The 16,825-nt window shown below is 68.3% G+C and carries 22 protein-coding genes, 1 tRNA gene and 1 pseudogene; 18 read left to right on the top strand and 6 right to left on the bottom strand.

Features of this window, described 5'->3' with window-relative positions; all coding sequences use genetic code 11:
- Positions 1–55 precede the first annotated feature (55 nt).
- The 6 genes and pseudogenes from LPU61_RS14995 (at position 56) to LPU61_RS14970 (ending at position 3,801) form a co-directional block, all read left to right on the top strand.
- Positions 56–132, top strand: a tRNA-Ile gene (locus tag LPU61_RS14995).
- Between the two features lie 68 nt (positions 133–200).
- Positions 201–1,469, top strand: coding sequence for a tyrosine-type recombinase/integrase (locus LPU61_RS14990; protein ID WP_229405220.1), 1,269 nt, complete (start codon positions 201–203; stop codon positions 1,467–1,469).
- 104 nt (positions 1,470–1,573) lie between these two features.
- Entirely contained in the window at positions 1,574–2,644 is a 1,071-nt protein-coding gene (locus LPU61_RS14985; protein ID WP_229405219.1) for a ParA family protein, read from the top strand.
- On the top strand, positions 2,634–3,233 hold the full coding sequence (locus LPU61_RS14980) for a hypothetical protein (RefSeq protein ID WP_229405218.1): 600 nt from the start codon (positions 2,634–2,636) through the stop codon (positions 3,231–3,233). The genes LPU61_RS14985 and LPU61_RS14980 overlap by 11 nt, the downstream gene beginning before the upstream one ends.
- 19 nt (positions 3,234–3,252) lie before the next feature.
- Positions 3,253–3,540, top strand: a pseudogene (locus LPU61_RS31500) (HD domain-containing protein); the annotation flags it as partial.
- A gap of 24 nt (positions 3,541–3,564) precedes the next feature.
- Positions 3,565–3,801: a hypothetical protein gene (locus tag LPU61_RS14970; protein WP_229405311.1), complete on the top strand. Its 237-nt coding sequence runs from the start codon at positions 3,565–3,567 to the stop codon at positions 3,799–3,801.
- A gap of 2 nt (positions 3,802–3,803) precedes the next feature.
- On the opposite strand, the gene LPU61_RS14965 is transcribed toward LPU61_RS14970, so the two are convergent.
- Complete coding sequence (locus tag LPU61_RS14965) at positions 3,804–4,274, bottom strand: NUDIX hydrolase (protein WP_229405217.1); 471 nt, start codon at positions 4,272–4,274, stop codon at positions 3,804–3,806.
- A 4-nt stretch (positions 4,275–4,278) separates the two neighbouring features.
- Positions 4,279–5,037 (bottom strand): XRE family transcriptional regulator, encoded by a 759-nt coding sequence (locus tag LPU61_RS14960; protein WP_229405216.1) that lies wholly within the window; start codon positions 5,035–5,037, stop codon positions 4,279–4,281.
- Positions 5,038–5,173: 136 nt separating this feature from the next.
- Here LPU61_RS14960 and LPU61_RS14955 point away from each other — a divergent pair, with 136 nt between their 5' ends.
- The 12 genes from LPU61_RS14955 to LPU61_RS14900 all read left to right on the top strand — a co-directional run bounded on the left by LPU61_RS14955 (position 5,174) and on the right by LPU61_RS14900 (position 13,298).
- A complete protein-coding gene (locus LPU61_RS14955) occupies positions 5,174–5,413 on the top strand; it encodes a helix-turn-helix domain-containing protein (protein WP_229405215.1) in 240 nt (79 codons plus the stop codon).
- Entirely contained in the window at positions 5,413–5,784 is a 372-nt protein-coding gene (locus tag LPU61_RS14950; protein ID WP_229405214.1) for a DUF6284 family protein, read from the top strand. Before LPU61_RS14955 ends, LPU61_RS14950 begins: the two co-directional genes overlap by 1 nt.
- Entirely contained in the window at positions 5,784–6,167 is a 384-nt protein-coding gene (locus tag LPU61_RS14945) for an RRQRL motif-containing zinc-binding protein (protein WP_229405213.1), read from the top strand. Before LPU61_RS14950 ends, LPU61_RS14945 begins: the two co-directional genes overlap by 1 nt.
- Positions 6,164–7,063, top strand: a complete 900-nt coding sequence (locus LPU61_RS14940) for a DUF2637 domain-containing protein (RefSeq protein WP_229405212.1) — start codon at positions 6,164–6,166, stop codon at positions 7,061–7,063. The genes LPU61_RS14945 and LPU61_RS14940 overlap by 4 nt, the downstream gene beginning before the upstream one ends.
- Before the next feature lie 92 nt (positions 7,064–7,155).
- Positions 7,156–7,662, top strand: a complete 507-nt coding sequence (locus LPU61_RS14935) for an NUDIX hydrolase (protein WP_229405211.1) — start codon at positions 7,156–7,158, stop codon at positions 7,660–7,662.
- Positions 7,662–7,850, top strand: coding sequence for a hypothetical protein (locus LPU61_RS14930; protein WP_229405210.1), 189 nt, complete (start codon positions 7,662–7,664; stop codon positions 7,848–7,850). The genes LPU61_RS14935 and LPU61_RS14930 overlap by 1 nt, the downstream gene beginning before the upstream one ends.
- Before the next feature lie 91 nt (positions 7,851–7,941).
- Positions 7,942–10,146, top strand: coding sequence for a cell division protein FtsK (locus LPU61_RS14925; RefSeq protein ID WP_229405209.1), 2,205 nt, complete (start codon positions 7,942–7,944; stop codon positions 10,144–10,146).
- A gap of 142 nt (positions 10,147–10,288) precedes the next feature.
- On the top strand, positions 10,289–10,540 hold the full coding sequence (locus LPU61_RS14920) for a hypothetical protein (RefSeq protein WP_229405208.1): 252 nt from the start codon (positions 10,289–10,291) through the stop codon (positions 10,538–10,540).
- A complete protein-coding gene (locus LPU61_RS14915) occupies positions 10,537–10,827 on the top strand; it encodes a hypothetical protein (RefSeq protein WP_229405207.1) in 291 nt (96 codons plus the stop codon). The genes LPU61_RS14920 and LPU61_RS14915 overlap by 4 nt, the downstream gene beginning before the upstream one ends.
- A 5-nt stretch (positions 10,828–10,832) precedes the next feature.
- Complete coding sequence (locus LPU61_RS14910; RefSeq protein WP_229405304.1) at positions 10,833–11,120, top strand: hypothetical protein; 288 nt, start codon at positions 10,833–10,835, stop codon at positions 11,118–11,120.
- On the top strand, positions 11,113–12,000 hold the full coding sequence (locus tag LPU61_RS14905; RefSeq protein WP_229405206.1) for a bifunctional DNA primase/polymerase: 888 nt from the start codon (positions 11,113–11,115) through the stop codon (positions 11,998–12,000). Before LPU61_RS14910 ends, LPU61_RS14905 begins: the two co-directional genes overlap by 8 nt.
- On the top strand, positions 11,997–13,298 hold the full coding sequence (locus LPU61_RS14900; RefSeq protein WP_229405205.1) for a DUF3631 domain-containing protein: 1,302 nt from the start codon (positions 11,997–11,999) through the stop codon (positions 13,296–13,298). The genes LPU61_RS14905 and LPU61_RS14900 overlap by 4 nt, the downstream gene beginning before the upstream one ends.
- Before the next feature lie 793 nt (positions 13,299–14,091).
- Here LPU61_RS14900 and LPU61_RS14895 read toward each other — a convergent pair.
- The 4 genes from LPU61_RS14895 to LPU61_RS14880 all read right to left on the bottom strand — a co-directional run bounded on the left by LPU61_RS14895 (position 14,092) and on the right by LPU61_RS14880 (position 16,729).
- The gene (locus LPU61_RS14895; protein WP_043966852.1) at positions 14,092–14,502 is read right to left on the bottom strand and encodes a type II toxin-antitoxin system VapC family toxin; all 411 of its coding nucleotides are present in this window, start codon (positions 14,500–14,502) and stop codon (positions 14,092–14,094) included.
- Positions 14,499–14,777, bottom strand: a complete 279-nt coding sequence (locus tag LPU61_RS14890; RefSeq protein ID WP_229405204.1) for a type II toxin-antitoxin system Phd/YefM family antitoxin — start codon at positions 14,775–14,777, stop codon at positions 14,499–14,501. Before LPU61_RS14890 ends, LPU61_RS14895 begins: the two co-directional genes overlap by 4 nt.
- A gap of 333 nt (positions 14,778–15,110) precedes the next feature.
- Positions 15,111–15,593 carry a MarR family winged helix-turn-helix transcriptional regulator gene (locus LPU61_RS14885; protein ID WP_229405203.1) on the bottom strand — a complete coding sequence of 161 codons (483 nt, stop codon included), beginning with the start codon at positions 15,591–15,593 and terminating at the stop codon, positions 15,111–15,113.
- Positions 15,594–15,610: 17 nt separating this feature from the next.
- Positions 15,611–16,729, bottom strand: a complete 1,119-nt coding sequence (locus tag LPU61_RS14880) for an MBL fold metallo-hydrolase (protein WP_229405202.1) — start codon at positions 16,727–16,729, stop codon at positions 15,611–15,613.
- Between the last annotated feature and the right edge of the window lie 96 nt (positions 16,730–16,825).

Below are 16,825 nucleotides of genomic sequence, written 5' to 3'. Positions count from 1 at the left end.
GGCCGTTTCGTGCTGGCCGGTGATCGCCGGGCGGGTTACGATCCGGCGCGGTTGCGGGGCGGTAGCTCAGCGGGTTAGAGCAGGGGACTCATAATCCCTCGGTCACGGGTTCGAGTCCCGTCCGCCCCACCAGCCAAAACACTAGATCACCGATCTTCCCGTGGTGCTACTCGTGGTGCGAGCGCGCTACGGTCGGCCCCATGGCGACGGCGAACGGGCGCGCGAAGCGGCAGCGAGGCGAGATCGAGGAGCTGCCCAGCGGCTCACTCAGGGTGAAGGTCTACGCGGGGCTTGACCCCATCACGAAGAAGCGGCACTACCTGACCGAGACGGTTCCGCCCGGCCCAGCGGCCCGCAAGGAAGCCGAGAAGGCGCGTACGCGGTTCCTCGCCCAGGTGGACGAGCGGCGCAACCCACGGACGCGCGCCACCGTCGACCAGCTGCTTGATCGGTGGCTGGAAGTGCACGACGTCGATGCGTCGACCCGGCAGGGGTACGTCAAGAAGCTGAACAAGCACGTACGACCGCTGCTTGGCAAGCTGCCGGTGGGCCGGCTGGACGCCGAGACGCTGGAGTCGTTCTACGCCGTGCTGCGGAAGTGCCGGGACCACTGTGGAGGCGCGCGGAAGGCCATCGACCACCGGAAGGCAGGGCCGCACGACTGCACCGACAAGTGCCGCCCGCACGAGTGCAAGCCGCTCGCCCCGGCTTCGATCCGGCAGATTCACTGGATCCTGTCCGGCGCGCTGAACCGGGCCGTCCGGTGGCGCTGGATCTCGGTCAACCCGGCAGATCAAGCGGAGAAGCCCGGGATGCCTCAGCCCAACCCGCACCCGCCGACGGCGTCCGAAGCGGCGCGACTGGTCACCCAGGCATGGAAGGACCCTGACTGGGGCGCGTTCGTGTGGGTGGCCATGACGACCGGGGCGCGGCGTAGCGAGCTGTGCGCGCTGCGGTGGTCCGCCGTCGACCTGGACGCCGCCGTGCTGACGCTGCGAAGCGCGCTGTACGTAGACGACGCGGGGAAGCTGCGGGAGAAGGACACCAAGACGCACCAGCAGCGGCGCGTGGCCCTGGACGCGGAGACGGTAGAGGTGCTGCGCGACCAGCTGGCGCGCTGCGAGGAGCGCGCATCGGCCCTCGGGTTGTCGCTGCCCGGCGACGGCTACGTGTTCTCGCCGGACCCGGACGGCGGCACTCCGCTCGTGCCGGACACGGCCACCCAGCGGTTCAGCCGGATGGCCGCTCGGCTCGGCATCACAACGAACCTGCACGCCATGCGGCACTACTCGGCAACTGAGCTGATCGCGGCGGGTGTTGACGTTCGGACAGTTGCAGGCCGACTCGGTCACGGCGGGGGCGGGGCGACGACTTTGCGGGTGTATGCCGCGTGGCTCTCCGAGTCTGACCAACGTGCTGCTACCACGCTCATGGCACGGATGCCTACTCGGCCTCAGTCGGGAAAGTGATAACGCCTCATGATTCGCTTCATCCCGTGCTTGCACTACAATCCACCGAACCTGGGTGTGCGCTTTGCGGCAGTGAATCGGCGACTTCGATGGGGGAGGATGACTTGGCCAGCAAGATTGCCATGTTCAATCATAAGGGTGGCGTTAGCAAGACAACGACAGTATTTAACCTCGGTTGGATGCTTGCCGAGCAAGGACACCGAGTTCTTATGGTTGATTCGGACCCGCAATGCAACCTGACGGGGATGGTGCTGGGGTTTCGAGGGGCTGATGAGCTGGAAAAGTTTTATGAGGAGCAAGGTCAGAATACCCTGCGATCCGGACTTGTGCCCGCTTTTGAGTCTCAGCCGCGAGAGATTCAAGCAGTAACGCCGGTTCCGGTGGAGAGTAGGGATGGACTCTACCTGTTGGCAGGGGATCTCCGGATCTCTGAATACGAGGTAACGCTTGGTATAGCGCAAGAGCTTTCTGGGTCGATCCAAGCTCTGCAGAACCTGCCAGGAAGCTTGAACTTCCTTCTGGACAGGACTGCCGATAAAGTGCAAGCCGACTATGTGCTCATTGACATGAGCCCGGGTCTCGGTGCGATCAATCAGAACTTGGTTTGCACCAGTGATTTCCTGCTCCTTCCAACATCTCCCGACGTGTTCTCAGTAATGGCGATCGATTCGCTTTCTAGGGTGTTGCCCCGGTGGAAGATGTGGGCAGATCAGGCGAGTCGAGTGCCGGTGCTGCAACAGGCTGCCTACCCCTTCCCGAAGCCAGACTTGCGTTTGCTGGGAACGATCACCCAGAAATTTCGGCCGCGTGGTGGTCGGCCTGCCACCGCTTTCCAGAAGTGGATCGATGAGCTAGGTGAAGCGGTCACTGATCGCCTGCGACCGGCTTTGGCGGCTGTGGACATGCTCTTGCCGGAAGGCATCTATTCTACTGCCGGGTTGGACGAACGCCTTGCCCTAGCAGCGATTGCCGACTTCAATAGCCTAATTTCGCGGTCGCAGGAAGCGCGGACGCCTGTCTTTGCTCTAACGGCGGATCAAATGAAGGCGGCAGGTGACGTCTTGTCGAATTTCAAAGCCTCGCGAGACGCCTTCCATGAAGAGTTCTACGCGCTCGCTGGTTGCGTTGACCTGATGATCGCCGAGTGGAAGTCGCACAAGGGCAATGCCCTCTAATGAGCTAAGAGTTTTCGGCGAGAATCTGACGTTTGCCCGAGATCTCGTCGCTACGGCCAATGTTCTTGCGGCGCAAACGACGGCTGCTATTAAGACGGATGATCTGCTGCGTTCTGCGCTCGTTCAAGGTGTTAGCGCGTTCGACCATTACGTCCACGAAGAAGTGAAGGCGCGGATGTTGCTGACGCAGCAAGGTCTACATCCCCGCGCCGCAGGGTTCGATCGATTCCGAGTCAGTCTTTCCTCGGTTGACATTGCCTTGCGTTCGGCGACAACAGCTTGGCTTGAAGTTGAAATACGGGAGCAGCACGGCTACTTGGCATTTCAGCAGCCGGATAAGGTTGCTGACGCCTTTCGTTTGGTGACTGACGTTAAGTTGTGGCCTGCCGTCGCCGCGCACCTAAGTAGACCTGCGGACGAACTGAAACGCCAACTGAAGCTTGTAGTTGAACGTCGCAATACAATCGTGCACGAAGCCGATATGGACCCCACGCCGCCCCGGACGCGCTACCCTATCAACGGTGGCATGGTTACATTAAGCCTAGACTTCCTGGAAGAATTGGTGTTGGCGTTTAGCGTCGTCACCTAGCGAGTTCGGAGATTAGCGAGTGAACGAAGTAGGCCAAGCTAGCGAAGTGGCGGAGCGGCTTCTCTCGACTGCCTTGCCGGGGCGTTGGCGGCACGTAAGAGCTGTGGCGGCGAAGGCTGACCGGATTGGGGGCATTTTTCAAGCGCGCGAATCGGTGGTGCTTGTTTCGGCTGCCTGGTTGCATGACATTGGGTATGCACCAGGGGTGAGGGATACGGGCTTTCACGCCTTAGACGGGGCCCGGTGGCTGCGTCAGGAGTCGTTTGACGAACGCTTGGTATCGCTTGTTGCCTACCATTCTTGCGCCTTGTTTGAGGCCAGGGAACGTGGCATGGAGCGCGATTTGATGACAGCCTTTGCGGATGAAGAATCTGCCGTCAAGGACGCGCTGTGGTACTGCGATATGACCACCGGGCCGGACGGGCGAGACCTTAGCGTATCCGAGCGACTTGCAGAAGTGCGGTCTCGCTACGGCCCAGATCATTTAGTGACCCGGTTCTGGGTGCGAGCTGAGCCGGCGATTTTGGCGGCGGTGGAGCGCACTGAGGAGCGCTTGGCATCTGTCTGATCTTAGCCGATGTACGGGGTTAGCCGGTGCTCGTAACCATGGTTGATGCGGAGACGCATCGACGGATGAATAGGCAGATCATCCAGCCGGTCCCTGCCGACCCAATGTACCTCTGCGGACTCGGTGCTCGGTGTTGGCTCGCCGCCCAGGTAGCGAGCGCGAAAGCAGATCGAGAACTGCTGTCGAACTTCACCGTCGCTATAGGCCATGACGTGCTTCGGGTCGGTGTAAATGCCGACGATGCCTGTCACCTCGACGTCGATACCGGACTCCTCTTTGGTTTCGCGTACGGCGGTTTCCGCGATGTACTCGCCGAAATCCTGTGCGCCACCGGGGATTGCCCACAGCCCGTTGTCGGTCCGCCGGATGAGTAGCACCCGGTCGTGCGCGTCAAGAACGAACACCGTCACCGCTGGGACGATGCTGTTCGCCTTCGGTGCCTTCGGGTCGTCGTAGTACTCCGTCCTGGCCATGTCCTCAGCTTGCCACCGTCGGCTGCCACGCTGGCAATGAGGACTCCCACACTCGGTCGAAGCTGTCCGCGTACGTGTCGAACAGGTCGCCACCGGCGAGCCGCCGCAGGTGCATGACGGGCGTGTGGGCGGCCGGGAAGCCGAAGACGTGCGAGTTGACGAGCATCTCGTCATCGAACCGGAAGATCGAGTTGTAGAGCGTCGTCCGGTGGAAGTGCACGTTCACGCCCTGGACATCGCGAAGGCGCTGGTAGAAGGCGAGCACATTCCGCACCTTGCCGGCCATCGCGTCGCCGATGCCCTCGTCCGCCCCGCGTTGCGCCACCTCGGGGCTGTCCGGGTCGCCGAGCAGGATCTCAACCCGAGTACCGGTCGATGCCTTCGCCTTGAGCGTGGCCACCAGCTGCGGCTGCTGTTCGGGCAGGAACAGCCCTGCGTAGACCAGAATGCCGACGCGCTCCTGCGCTCCCGAAATTAGTCGTCGCCAGAGGTCGTCCGGCACGGCCGCACGTCGCGGGTAGACCTGCACCACCTCGGACTGCGCTACGCGGTTCGCACGTTCCTGCGGCACAGCGCCCGGCCACAGGTACGACTCGCTTTCCTTGACCAGCGCAGCGATCGCGTGCCGGTAGCGCGGGTACGGCGCTCGCCCCTGCGTGATCCAACGTTCGACGGTCTTTGGGTCTACCCCCAGCTGTTCGGCTACGGCCGATGGCGTGAAGCCGTTGCGGAGCATCGCGTCACGTAGCCGGTCGTTCGGCATTGGTGCCTCCAAAGTACGTCTAGGGACGACTTGAAGATAGCAAGGACGTCCCTAGTCGTCCAGTGTGGTGGTGAAGTCGTCACCCCTCGTGATCGGAACCTATGTGCACCCCGATCGATGAGGCGGAAGGACACCGATGAAGACCGATCGACCTGCTGGCCACCCCCAGCGGTTCTACACCGTCGCCGAAGCGGCCCAGTTGCTGCGTACCTGCGACATGACGCTCTACCGGTCGATCCGGGTGGGCGAGTTTCCGGCCATCCGCATTCGCGGCCGGTACGTCGTTCCCGCGAAGGCCATCGACGCGATGGAGGCGGGTGCCCTGGCCAACGGCCTGGTCGACGCCGCCGACTACGCCACCCGGAGCGTGGCGTGATGACGACGTTCGACTACGAGCCGAGTGCCGCTGACCTCGGCGCGATCGACCAGGAGTGGCCGTTGATCGCGGCCAGCCTGGACCTGCTCGACGCCGAGATCGCCATGCTCTACGCCGCCGACGACGGCGGACCGACCGCGCTGGACTGGCGCAGGCTGCGCCGGGCTGAGACCCGGGTTACCCGCGCCGCCGCCGAGGTGGCCGCCCGCCCCGCGCACGTCTGTCACGGTCACCTCCTTGCGGAGGTTGGCATGACCGGGTGCGGCTACGGCTGCAAGATCCTGCGCTGCCAGATGTGCGGGGCCGAGCAGGTGTCGCACCGGGCCGTCTACGGCTGCCCCGCCGGCCAGAGCGTGTCGCGGGTGGCCTGATGTCGCGGATCCGGGCCGCGTACTGGGATCCGGACGGCGACCGTTACGGCATCCCGACCTTCTGGTGGAGAGGTGCCCCGCCCGGCTACGCCACCCGCTGTCAGCTACGCGCCGCCGGTCTGCGCCCCGCTCATCCGGTCGCCGCTCAGGTGCTCTGGCGTGGCGTCGGCGGCACCCGCGCGGCGTACCTGTACCGGGTCGATCTGGCCCGGCCGAAGCGCGCCGCCACCCCCGCCCAGCTCCGCGCCGTCCGCGCCGCGCTGGCCGCGCGCCGTACCTGCCGCGTCTGCGGCGTGACCCGCTCGTACTACATCCCGCGCTCGCTTGGCGAGTGCCTGACCTGCGCCGACCCGGCCACGTTTCCTGAGGAGGAAGCAGCATGACCGCCCCGACCATCAACGGCACCCGCTACCCGCAGCCGGTAGAGACGCTGCTGCCGGCCGCCCGTGATCTGCCGCTGCCCGCCGGGCAGCAGTTCCCGTCGCGGAACCGGTTGATGCGGGAGTTCCGCATCGGCGCGGCGAAGGCTGACGACCTGCTCGCCCGCCTCAAGTCCGAGCACGCCGACCGCACCCGGGCCGAGACGCTGCGCACCGCGATGATCGTGCGCGGCGCGCTGCTGACCCCCGAGACGCCCACCGACGAACCCGCCGCGCCCCGGCTGGACTACCCCGAGCCGATCGGCCCGGACCCGGCCCCCGCCCCGATCGTGGCCGAGCAGACCACACCGACCACGCCGACCCCGGCCGTCGCCGTGGACAACGCGCCAGTCGAGCAGGTCGAGCAGGTCACGGTGGCCAGTCACCCGGGTACGAAGATCAGCCCCGACCGGCACGGCAAGCAGGCCCAGGGCCGGGGATGGGCCTACGTCGGGGTGATCCTCGGCGGGGTGGTGTCGATCGCGGCGAACGTGGCGCACACCTACCTTCCGAAGCCGCCCGACGGCGCACCGCTCGGGTGGGCCCCGGACCCGGGGTGGTCCCCGTCGCCCCTGGCCGTGGCGCTGTCGGTGTTCTGGCCGGTGGCCCTGTTCGTCGCGGTGGAGATCCTGACCCGCATCCCCTGGGGCGAAGGATTCAGTTCCGTGGTCGCCCGCGTCGCCGGGGTGCTGCCGGTCGCGGTAGTCGCCGCCGTGGTGTCCTACCGGCACCTGTCCGGACTGCTGGAGCACTTCGGCGAAGACCCGCTCACCATCGCCATCGGCCCCCTCGCCGTCGACGGCCTGATGGTCATGGCATCAGCCGCCCTGCTGGTCACCAACCGCCGTAGCCGCAGCTAGCTTCGCCCGGCGGCACAGCCCTCCGGCCTGGAAACCAGTGCTGTGCCGCCGGCCTCACCCCTCAGCCCGACAGACCTCAGGAGAGACCAACCATGTTCGCAGATTCGACCACGGTGCACGCGTTCAGTCGGCACTTCACCGCGTCGGCGGTCGTGTTTGACCCCGCCGCCGGGCGGGTGTTGCTGATCGACCACAAGGCTTCCGGGCTGCGGCAGTTCCCCGGTGGGCACGTCGACCCGGACGAGACCGGCGACGAAGCCGCGATCCGGGAGGTGCGCGAGGAAACCGGCGTGGCGGCCACGGTGTGGACCCCGGGTGGGTTCGTGGTGCCCGGTGCCCGCCGCACGCATCCGACGCCGTTCATGGTCGCCGAGTTCCCCGCCCCGCCCAAGCCACACAAGGGCGAACCCGCCCACCACCACATCGACCTGCTGTACCTGGCCACCGCCGACAGCACCGCCCCGATCACCACCCAACCCGCCGAGGTCGACGGCGCGGTATGGCTCCCCCTCGACGACCTCACCACCGCCAACGTCCGCGCGGACGTGCCGCCGGTCGCCGCCGCCGCCTGGCAGGCAATGACGGGGCAGGCGCGCTGATGCGGCTGCTCGGCAAAGCCATCGATGCCCTGACCCGCTGCACCGCGTGCAAGGGCACCGGGAGGATCCCGCACTACGTCCAGGGCTGCAACGAGGTCATCGACCGCCACGGGCGCACGGTCGCCCACACCGACTGCACCCGTATGAAGCACTGCGACCACTGCGGCGGACTGGGCCGCACCCGCTAACCCCCGCCCGGCGGCGCGGCCCCTCGGCCTGGAAACCGTGCCGCGCCGCCGGCCCTCCCCGAATCGTCAACGACCACGGAGGAACACCATCATGACGTCTCCCCACGATGACGACCGGTTCGACTGGCAGGCCGCAGAGGCCGATGTGACCGGCGGCCCCGACGCTGAGGTGGTCGACCTGGACGCGCGGCGGCGTAAGCCGGATGCGCGGTCGTTCGCGGTCGACCTGGACGATGAGGCTGACGACCTGGACGACGACGTGCCGCCGCCGGTGGACCCGCCCGCGGTTGCCGAGCCGTCCGGTATGGCGGCGGTGTTGGCGGGCCGGTCGGCGTTGCGCCGGCCGATCGTGCCGCCGTGGTTGCGTTCGCGCGCCGAGCTGGTCACCGCTGGCCGGTGGGCGTTGTCGCACGTCGCCCATGTGTCGGCGTATCACCTGACCCGGACGCCGAAGTACGCCGGGCGGCTGGCGTGGCGTGCGCCGTTCGGCGTCGCCCGTTTGCTCGGGGCGACGGTGCGGTGGGCGACTGATGCGGAGGGCATCCCGGTGCGTCTGGCCGCCGTGCGCCGCGAGGATGCTGAGCTGTATTTGAAGTTGTCGCGGCAGCGTGACGCGCGGGTGCGGTGGCGTGGCCTGGTTGTGGCGGCGGTGCTGCTGCTCGGCCTGCCCACCGTCGCCGTTCTCGCGGTGTTGGCGGGGTCGTGGCAGCGGTGGTTGATGCTCGCCGCCGCCGTGGCGGTGTTCGGGCTGGCCGGGTCGCCGAAGGACAAGCCGCTGTTGGACGTGGCAGCGGTGACCCCTCGGGCGCGGCGGTTGTCGGCGGACGTGGTGACGCGGGCGTTCCTGGCCGCCGGGCTGTGCAAGCCCGATGACCTGATCGCGTTCCCCATGCCGATCATGCGCGACGGTCCGGGGTGGCGGGCTGTGGTCGATCTGCCGTTCGGCGTGACGGCTGACAAGGCCGTGAAGCGGCGTACCGAGCTGGCCGCCGGCCTGGACCTGGACGAGGTGCAGGTGTGGCCGGAACGGGTGCGCGGCACCACCGGGTCGGCGCGGCGGCTGTCGTTGTGGGTCGCCGATGAGGACCCCTACGCCAAGCCGTCCGGCCTGTGGCCGCTGATCGAGCGGGGCACGGTCGACATCTTCGCGCCGTTCCCGTTCGGTCAGGATCAGCGTGGGCGGGTGGTGCCGCTGCTGCTGATGTTCACGTCGCTGCTCGTCGGTGCGATCCCGCGCATGGGCAAGACGTTCGCCGCCCGCCTGCCGGTGCTGGCCGCCGCGCTGGACGCAAGCGTTGAGCTGCACATCTACGACGGTAAGGGTGGTCAGGACTGGCGGGCGTTCGAGCGCATCGCCCACCGCGCCGGGTTCGGTGTGCGTGATGACGTGGTGCTCGGACTGGTCGAAGACCTGCGGGCGTTGGTGGTCGACATGAACCGTCGCTACGACACGATGGCGACCCTGCCGCCGGACCTGTGCCCGGAGTCGAAGGTGACGCGGGAGATTGCCGACAAGCGGGCGTTGAAGCTGTGGCCGGTGCTGGTGGCGATCGATGAGTTCCAGCGCTACAGCGGGCACCCGGAGTACGGCAAGGAGATCGTGGAGCTGTTGACCGAGCTGTGCAAGGTCGGCCCCTCGGTCGGCATCATCATCTTGCTCGCGACGCAGAAGCCGGATGGCAAGGCCGTGCCGACTGACCTGCGCGACAACATCGGCACCCGCTTCGCGCTCAAAACGATGACGTGGCAGTCGTCGGAGGCGGTGTTGGGGGCGGGGTCGTACCCGGCCGGCTACGACTCGTCGCGGTTCCAGCGCGCTCACAAGGGCGTGGGCATCCTGCTCGGCGCGGACGACTCCGGCGCGGTCGAAGAGGCCGTCACCGTGCGAACGAACTTCGCCAAGACCGCGCACGCAGAGCAGGTCATCGCCCGCGCTCACGCCCTGCGGGAAGCCGCCGGCACCCTCACCGGCCACGCCATCGGCCAGGCCCCCGAGGTGACCGGCGGCCCGGTAGACACGCTGCTTGACGACATCCTGACCGTGGTGCCTGCCGCCGAGCCGAAGGTGTGGTCGGAAACCGTCGTCGCGCGGTTGGCCGAGCTGCGGCCCGACGTCTACAGCGGGTGGGAGCCGGGGCAACTCGCGGCGGCGCTCAAGCCCTACCGGGTGCCGGTCGGCCGGCAGGTCTGGGGCACCGACCCGACCACCGGCAAGGGAGCCAACCGCAAGGGCATCCACCGCGACGACATCACCACCGCCATAACCGACCGTGACCGGCGGCGGAAGGCAAGCTAACCCGCCCGGGGCCGCTAGGTCTAGCCCCGCCACCCGCTAGACCTAGCGGCACCGCTAGCCCCACACATCAACCCCCATCAGGGCGCTAGCGATCTAGCGCCCCACCTGCCCTGCACCCTGAAACCCCCTGTGGAGGCACCCCGTGGACTCCCTCGCCATGCTCGCTAGCCTGCCCTGCACCGCCTTGATCCTCATCACCGTCGGTTACCTCACGGTGTGTGCGGTGTCCCCGTTCGGACGCTGCCGCGCCTGCCACACCACCGGCCGCACCCGCTCCCGACTCGGCGGCATCCGCCGCGACTGCCGACACTGCGCCGGCACCGGACTGCGCATCCGCTACGGCCGACACATCATCAACCACCTCCACGACGAGTACGAAGCCGGCAAGCGATGAACCGCCACACCGGCCACACCGGATGGTGCGGACGCGACCACCGCTGCAACCTCGGCGAACACCGCTCCGAAGAGATCGTGATCGACCTACCCGGCCACGGCCGCGCCGTCCTCGTTCGCGTGCGCACCGCAGCCGGCCGGGAGCACGCCGAGGTGCGCGTCAGGGTCGCCCTGGCCCCCGCCGAGCCGGCCGCCCGCCGGCAACTGGCCGGTCTGCTCGCTGACCTGCGCGACACCGTGACCCGGGCCGCCGTCGCGGCACGGCCTGCACCCCGGAGGGCCGCCTAGTGGAGGTGTGGTTGACCGGCACCCCGGCCGAACTCGACGCCGCTGTAGCTGTCCTGACCGCCGCCGCGTACGTCACCCAGGTCAGCGACCGGCACCCCCTCGCCGGAGCCGACGCCGGACGACACCGGGTGTTCCTGCGCCTGGCCCTCACCACCACCACCGCCACCGCCGACACCCCGGCGGCCCGCCGGCCCGGCCCGGCCGCCGCCGACCGGGGCGGCGCGCTGATCGACCTGGACACCGCCCGCGCTACCCGCCGACCCACCGCACGGAAGGAGAACCGTGGTGCCTGACCTGCTCGCCGCCGCGCTCGACTACGCCGCGCACGGCTGGCCCGTGTTCATGCTCGGCCGCTCCAAGCGCCCCGTAGCCAACTGCCCCACCTGCGCCACCGCCGACCGGGGCCACGATCCGGCCACCTGCGGTCACCTCACCTGCCACGGCTTCTATGCCGCGACCACCGACCCGGCCCGGGTCGCCGCGATCGTCGCGGCCGTCCCGCGCGGACAGCTCGCCCTGCGCACCGGCACTGCCGCCGGGGTGGTGGTGGTCGACGTCGACCCCGGCCACGGCGGCGCGGCCACCCTCACCCAGCTCATCGCCGGCCGGCTCACCCCGCCCACCGCCCGCGTACGCACCGGCTCGGGTGGCCTGCACCTGTACTACCGCCACCCCGGCCGCCCGGTGCCGTGCAGTCAGGGCAAGGCCGGTCAGGGACTCGGCCCCGGGATCGACGTGAAAGCCGATGGCGGCTACGTCGTGCTCCCGCCCTCTATCCACCCGCGCACCGGACGGCCCTACCAGTGGCTACCCGGCCACCCCATGAAGGAGATGCCCCCCGCCCTGCTCACCGCCTGCACCCCGCCCCCGGCGGCACCCACCCCGGCTGCCGCGACCGGTCCGACGCGGGTGCGTGAGGCGGGGGGCATCTCCCACCCCGACCGGCTCCTAGCCGTGCTGCTCGACCGGGTCACCACCGCCGCCGAAGGCACCCGCCGCACCACCCTCTACGGCGCAGCACGCGGCGTGGCTCGCATGGTCGCCGCCGGCGCCCTCGACCAGGCCGACGCCATCACCGCCCTGACCGACGCCGGCCGCGCCGCCGCGCAGACCGACCGCGACATTCGCGCCGCCATCCGGGGCGGCTTCCGAGACGAAGGAGTCACCGCATGACCCACACCGACCCGGCCGACGGAGCCGCCATCCTCGACGCCCTACACAACGTCCTGACCAAGTACGTCATCCTGCCCTCCGCGGAGGCGGTCGACGCCGTCGCGCTGTGGATCGCCGCCACCCACGCCCAAGCCGCCTGGGCGCACGCGCCGCGCCTCGTGATCCGGGCACCGGAGAAGCGGTGCGGGAAGTCCCGGCTGCTCGACGTGGTGGAAGGCTGCTGCCACAACCCGCTCATCACCGTGAACGCGTCCCCGGCCGCTGTCTACCGGGCCATCGGCACCGACAACCCGCCGACCCTGCTCGTCGACGAAGCCGACACCATCTTCGGCGGGAAGAACGCCGACGCCAACGAGGATCTACGCGGGCTGCTCAACGCCGGTCACCAGCGCAACCGGCCCGCGATCCGGTGGGACAACAACACCCAAAGCCTGGAGAAGATCCCCACCTTCGCCATGGCCGCCCTCGCCGGCATCGGCGCGATGCCCGACACCATCGAAGACCGCGCCGTCGTCATCCGCATGCGCCGCCGCGCCCCCGGCGAGCAGGTCGCCCCCTACCGACACCGCCGCGACGGCCCCGCCCTCCGCGCCGTCGCCCAACAACTGGCCGGATGGCTCCGCGCCAACCTCACCGCCCTCGAAGCCGCGGAACCGCCCATGCCGGTCGAAGACCGGGCCGCCGACACCTGGGAACCCCTCGTAGCCGTCGCCGACCTCGCCGGGGGCACCTGGCCCGCCCGCGCCCGCCAAGCCGTCACCGTCCTGACCGCCGAAGCCGACGAAGCCGGCAACGTCTCGACCCGGGTGCGGCTGCTCGCCGACGTGCGGACGGCGTTCACCGTGCTCGGCGACCCGCCCGCCGCCTCGACTCACGACCTGCTCACCGCGCTCAACGGCGACGACGAAGCACCGTGGGCAGGATTCGGGCCGACCGGCCTCACCGGCAAGCGACTCGGCGACCTGCTCCGCGAGTTCGGCATCACCTCGACCACGATCCGGTTCCCCGTCGGCCAGGCCAAGGGCTACACCCGAGACGCCTTCACCGACGCGTGGCAACGCTACTGCCCCGCCCCATCCGTACCATCCGTACCAACCTCGTTTCCGCAGGTCAGCCCCGGTACGGATTGCCCTGCTGGTACGGATCAATCCGTACCAACGACCACCCCCGGCCGCGCCCCTGGTACGGATCAATCCGTACCACGCACCCAATCCGTACCACACCTGAGCAGGCAAAACGAGCTTGGTACGGATGGTACGGATACCCCGGTGCGTACTGCTGCGAGCCTCAACCGGTAACCCTGCGGGTAAGTCGGGCCGCTAGAAAGTCGATACCCTAAGGGCTCGATTTTAGCGGTCCCGGTGTAGCCTCGTTCATGACAACATGGATGAGGTTGTGCGGCAGCGCAGCCTTGTCAGAGCACGAAAGCCCCCGCCTGAGTTGCTACGCCCGACGGGGGCGATCGCGCGGTTCAGCGGCTCATCTGGCCATCCGGTCAGGTGAGCCTGCTGCTTACCACGACCGCAGCACTAGCGATCGTGGCGAGCCAAGCCGTCACCTGGATGATCAGCATCGCCGCCTGCCGTGCCCTCCGCCGCCGGTTGGTGCTGTTCGGCGGCTCGGTGCCGGTCGAGCCGGTGGGCCCGCCCGTTTCACACATGAAATCACCTCCTCGATCGACGAGTCGACATGAGAGACGGTCGCCTCCCGACGTCGATGAAGACGACCGAGCGTCGATCCATCGATCACGAGGTGATTCACGCGGTGCAAGGAACACTGTAGAGCACGACCCACCCACTACCCACCCGCCCGACGCCGCGCACCGCCCAGGCCTCGGCGCGGTGACGCAGCCGGCCTCAACGAACCGGCTCATTCGTGGTGCGGTGTGTGGTGCGAAGCGAGGGAGCTGCAAGAGGTTCTAGTGCCGTGGAGTTGCCCCAACTGTGGCTGTAGTTGCAGCTAGGGGGCGCAGTCGCTGCTGCGAAAGCCACTCATAATCCCTCGGTCACGGGTTCGAGTCCCGTCCGCCCCACCGAAACGGAAGCCGCAGGCCATGGCCGTACTGTGTGCTCAGAGTGGGGGGCTCGTGGGTCAGTTCTGGCCGGGGCTCGCTACGGGCAGCCCTGCTTCCTTGGCGCATTCGAGCAGTCGCCGGTCGTAGGTGACGAAGGCGATGAGTGCCGTTCCGGACTCGTTGGTCAGAAGCTGGGCGGTGGCCAGATGGATGGCGTCGAGGCTGCGCAGGGTCGGCTCATTGAACGCGGCTGCGGTTGCGCGGATCGTGCTGTCGATCTCCAGTCGGAAGAGCCGTCCGACTGCCGCCGGCACGCCGATCAAGGCTTGCGGAGCCGACCGGCGTAACGCTCTGGGCACTTCCACCTCGACGAGCGCGGAGGAGACCAGCGGTACATCGTCGTGAGCGTTGAGCCAGGAGACAAGGTCAGCACTGCATGCCTCCTGCCGAACCAACTTGACGACGGCGGCGGAATCGAGGTAGATCACCAGCGCTCCTCGTCCCGCATCTCTGCGAGCGTGGCGGCTACGTCCACATCCTCGTCACCAAGCCTCGGCGGAAGCGGAACGGGACCGCCGCCGGTCGGGGCGACGGCCCGCCCCGCAGCTACCAGCCTGGCTAGCATCGACCGGTCGTTACCTACTGGGACAAGTCGGGCGATCGGGTGCCCGCGATCGGTGATCTCGACGGTTTCGCCGCCGCTCACCCGAGCCAGCACCTGGCTCGTGTTCTGGTTCAGGTCCCGGACACCGATGCGCTCCATGGGCAAAGTGTAGAACGAGATGTTCTACCCTTCCAGCTTTTGGGGGCGTCAGGGCTGTCTCGTTGCCGACCAGATGGGGTCGAAGCGGTCCAGGTCATGGCGACCGGCTGGCGGTTGGGCTGGTCGGGGTCGGGGTCATCGTGCCCGACCCGAGGTCCGTGAGCGGGGTAAGTCCAGTGGGAGGGGGACGTCGGAGATCGTGGCGGTGCGGTTCGTATGGTGGCGCCTCCGGCCCACCGAAACGGAAGCCGCAGGCCATGGCCAATGCCGTACTGCGTACCAAGAGTGGTGGACCGGTTGGGGGTTGGCCGCCCCCATGGTCCCTGCTGGTGGTCACAGGCACGATCCCCGGTCCTCGACGTCGCCGATGATCGCGAACAGCATGCGGCGGAGGGCCTGGACCTGGTCCTGGCCGAACCGGTCGAGCACCGAGGTCTCGACCGCGGCGCAGGCGTCGGCCACCTTCATGCACAGGGCCCGGCCGTCGTCGGTGATCACGGGGATGCGAAGGCGGCGGTCGCCCGGGGCGCCGTGGCGCTCCACGAGGGCTCTGCGTTCGAGGCGATCCAACTGGCTCATGAGGGTGGTCTTGTCCAGCCCCAGCGATTTGCCGAGTTCGCCCTGCGTGAGCCCGGGGGTCTTGACGAGGGCGCTCAGCACGATGTAGTCGCGCAGCCCGAGTCCGTGCGCCTCGGCCACGTCACCGGTCGCCGCGCGCATGCGCTGAGCCGCCCGGTGCAGAAGCCAGGTGATCTCGGAGTCGATGGAAGGGCTTGGACCGATGGGCTCGGGTGCCGGTGGTCGCGGGCTCTGCATGCGGAAACCGTACGTCGTCAGTGGGACCGCGCCGCGGCCTCGGGGGTCAGCAGCGGGATGCCGTCGTAGGAGCCGAGGTCGTGCGCGGGGACGATCCGCATCAGCCCGTCCAGGGCGATCATGCGGAGGAGGTCCTGGCGCAGCCGGCCGCGATCGCTGTCGGCGAGCCTGCTCAGCAGCCATGGCCGTTCGACCCGCCGGCGGATGCCGTCGATCTGCCAGGTCAGGTCGCCGATGAACGCGTAGCGGAGGCCGGACGGCAGGGTCACGAAGACGATCACGGAGCCGGTCGTGTGGCCGCCCGCGAGGACGACGACCACCGCGCCGTCGCCGTACACGTCGTGGCTCGAGCCGAATCCGAGGTACAGCTCGTCGGTGAACCCGTACTCGTGGATCGGATGGCCCCGGGAGACCTGACGGAAGACCTTTCCGTCCGGGGCGGCGGCGTACTGCCGCTCGTCGCGGTTCATCCAGATCGGCGTGCCCGGCAGGCCGTCGAGGCCGCTCGTGTGGTCCCAGTGCGAGTGGGTCAGCAGCACCCCCAGCAGGCGGCTGCGGTCGTAGCCGCTGTCGTCGAGTTGCTCGCGCACCGTGCGGCCCACCGCATAGGGGGCGCGCATGAAGCGGGGAAGCATCGCGATGTGCGCCGCGACGCCGGCACCGAAGCCCGCGTCGATCAGCAGGTCCCCTTTCGGGTGCCGTACGAGGACGGCGGACGCGGCGAAGTGGCGCTTGTCGCGGAACGATCCCCCTTTGACGGCGAGGGCGGCACGGGTGTCGTACGTGCCGGTCGGAAGGTGGTGGATGGTCATTTCCGCAGGTGGGCGTGCCTCGGGCAGCGGCTGGTTCCAGGTGGGGGGCTCGGGAAGTGGCGACATGCTGAGATCGTATGAGGCAGGATCGTCTGAGGCAAGACTTTCTGTCATGAGACTATCTTGCGTCAGATGATCTGGTTGGAGGTGGCGATCGTGGCGACGCAGACCATCCAGCGGGCGATCGTCGTCCCACTCCGCGCAACGGCTCGGCGCGGCGGATCGTTGGGGAATGATGTGGGCGCTGTCGTTCGAGAGGTCGTCGGCGTGGTGGCCGTGGCCGCGCTTGCAGCGTGCGGCGCGGTCCCCGGGCCGCCAGCCCACTCGGGGCCGGCTCCACCGGTGACCCGGGCAACCGGAACGCCGGCTGTCGAGTCAGGCTGGACCTCCTGCGCGGTCGACGCGCCCGAAGCTTTCGCT

Source organism: Micromonospora sp. NBRC 110038 (genome assembly GCF_020884815.1).
GTDB lineage: Bacteria > Actinomycetota > Actinomycetes > Mycobacteriales > Micromonosporaceae > Micromonospora > Micromonospora haikouensis.
Note: the sequence above shows the minus strand (reverse complement) of the source record. Positions and strands in the feature narration are given on the sequence as shown.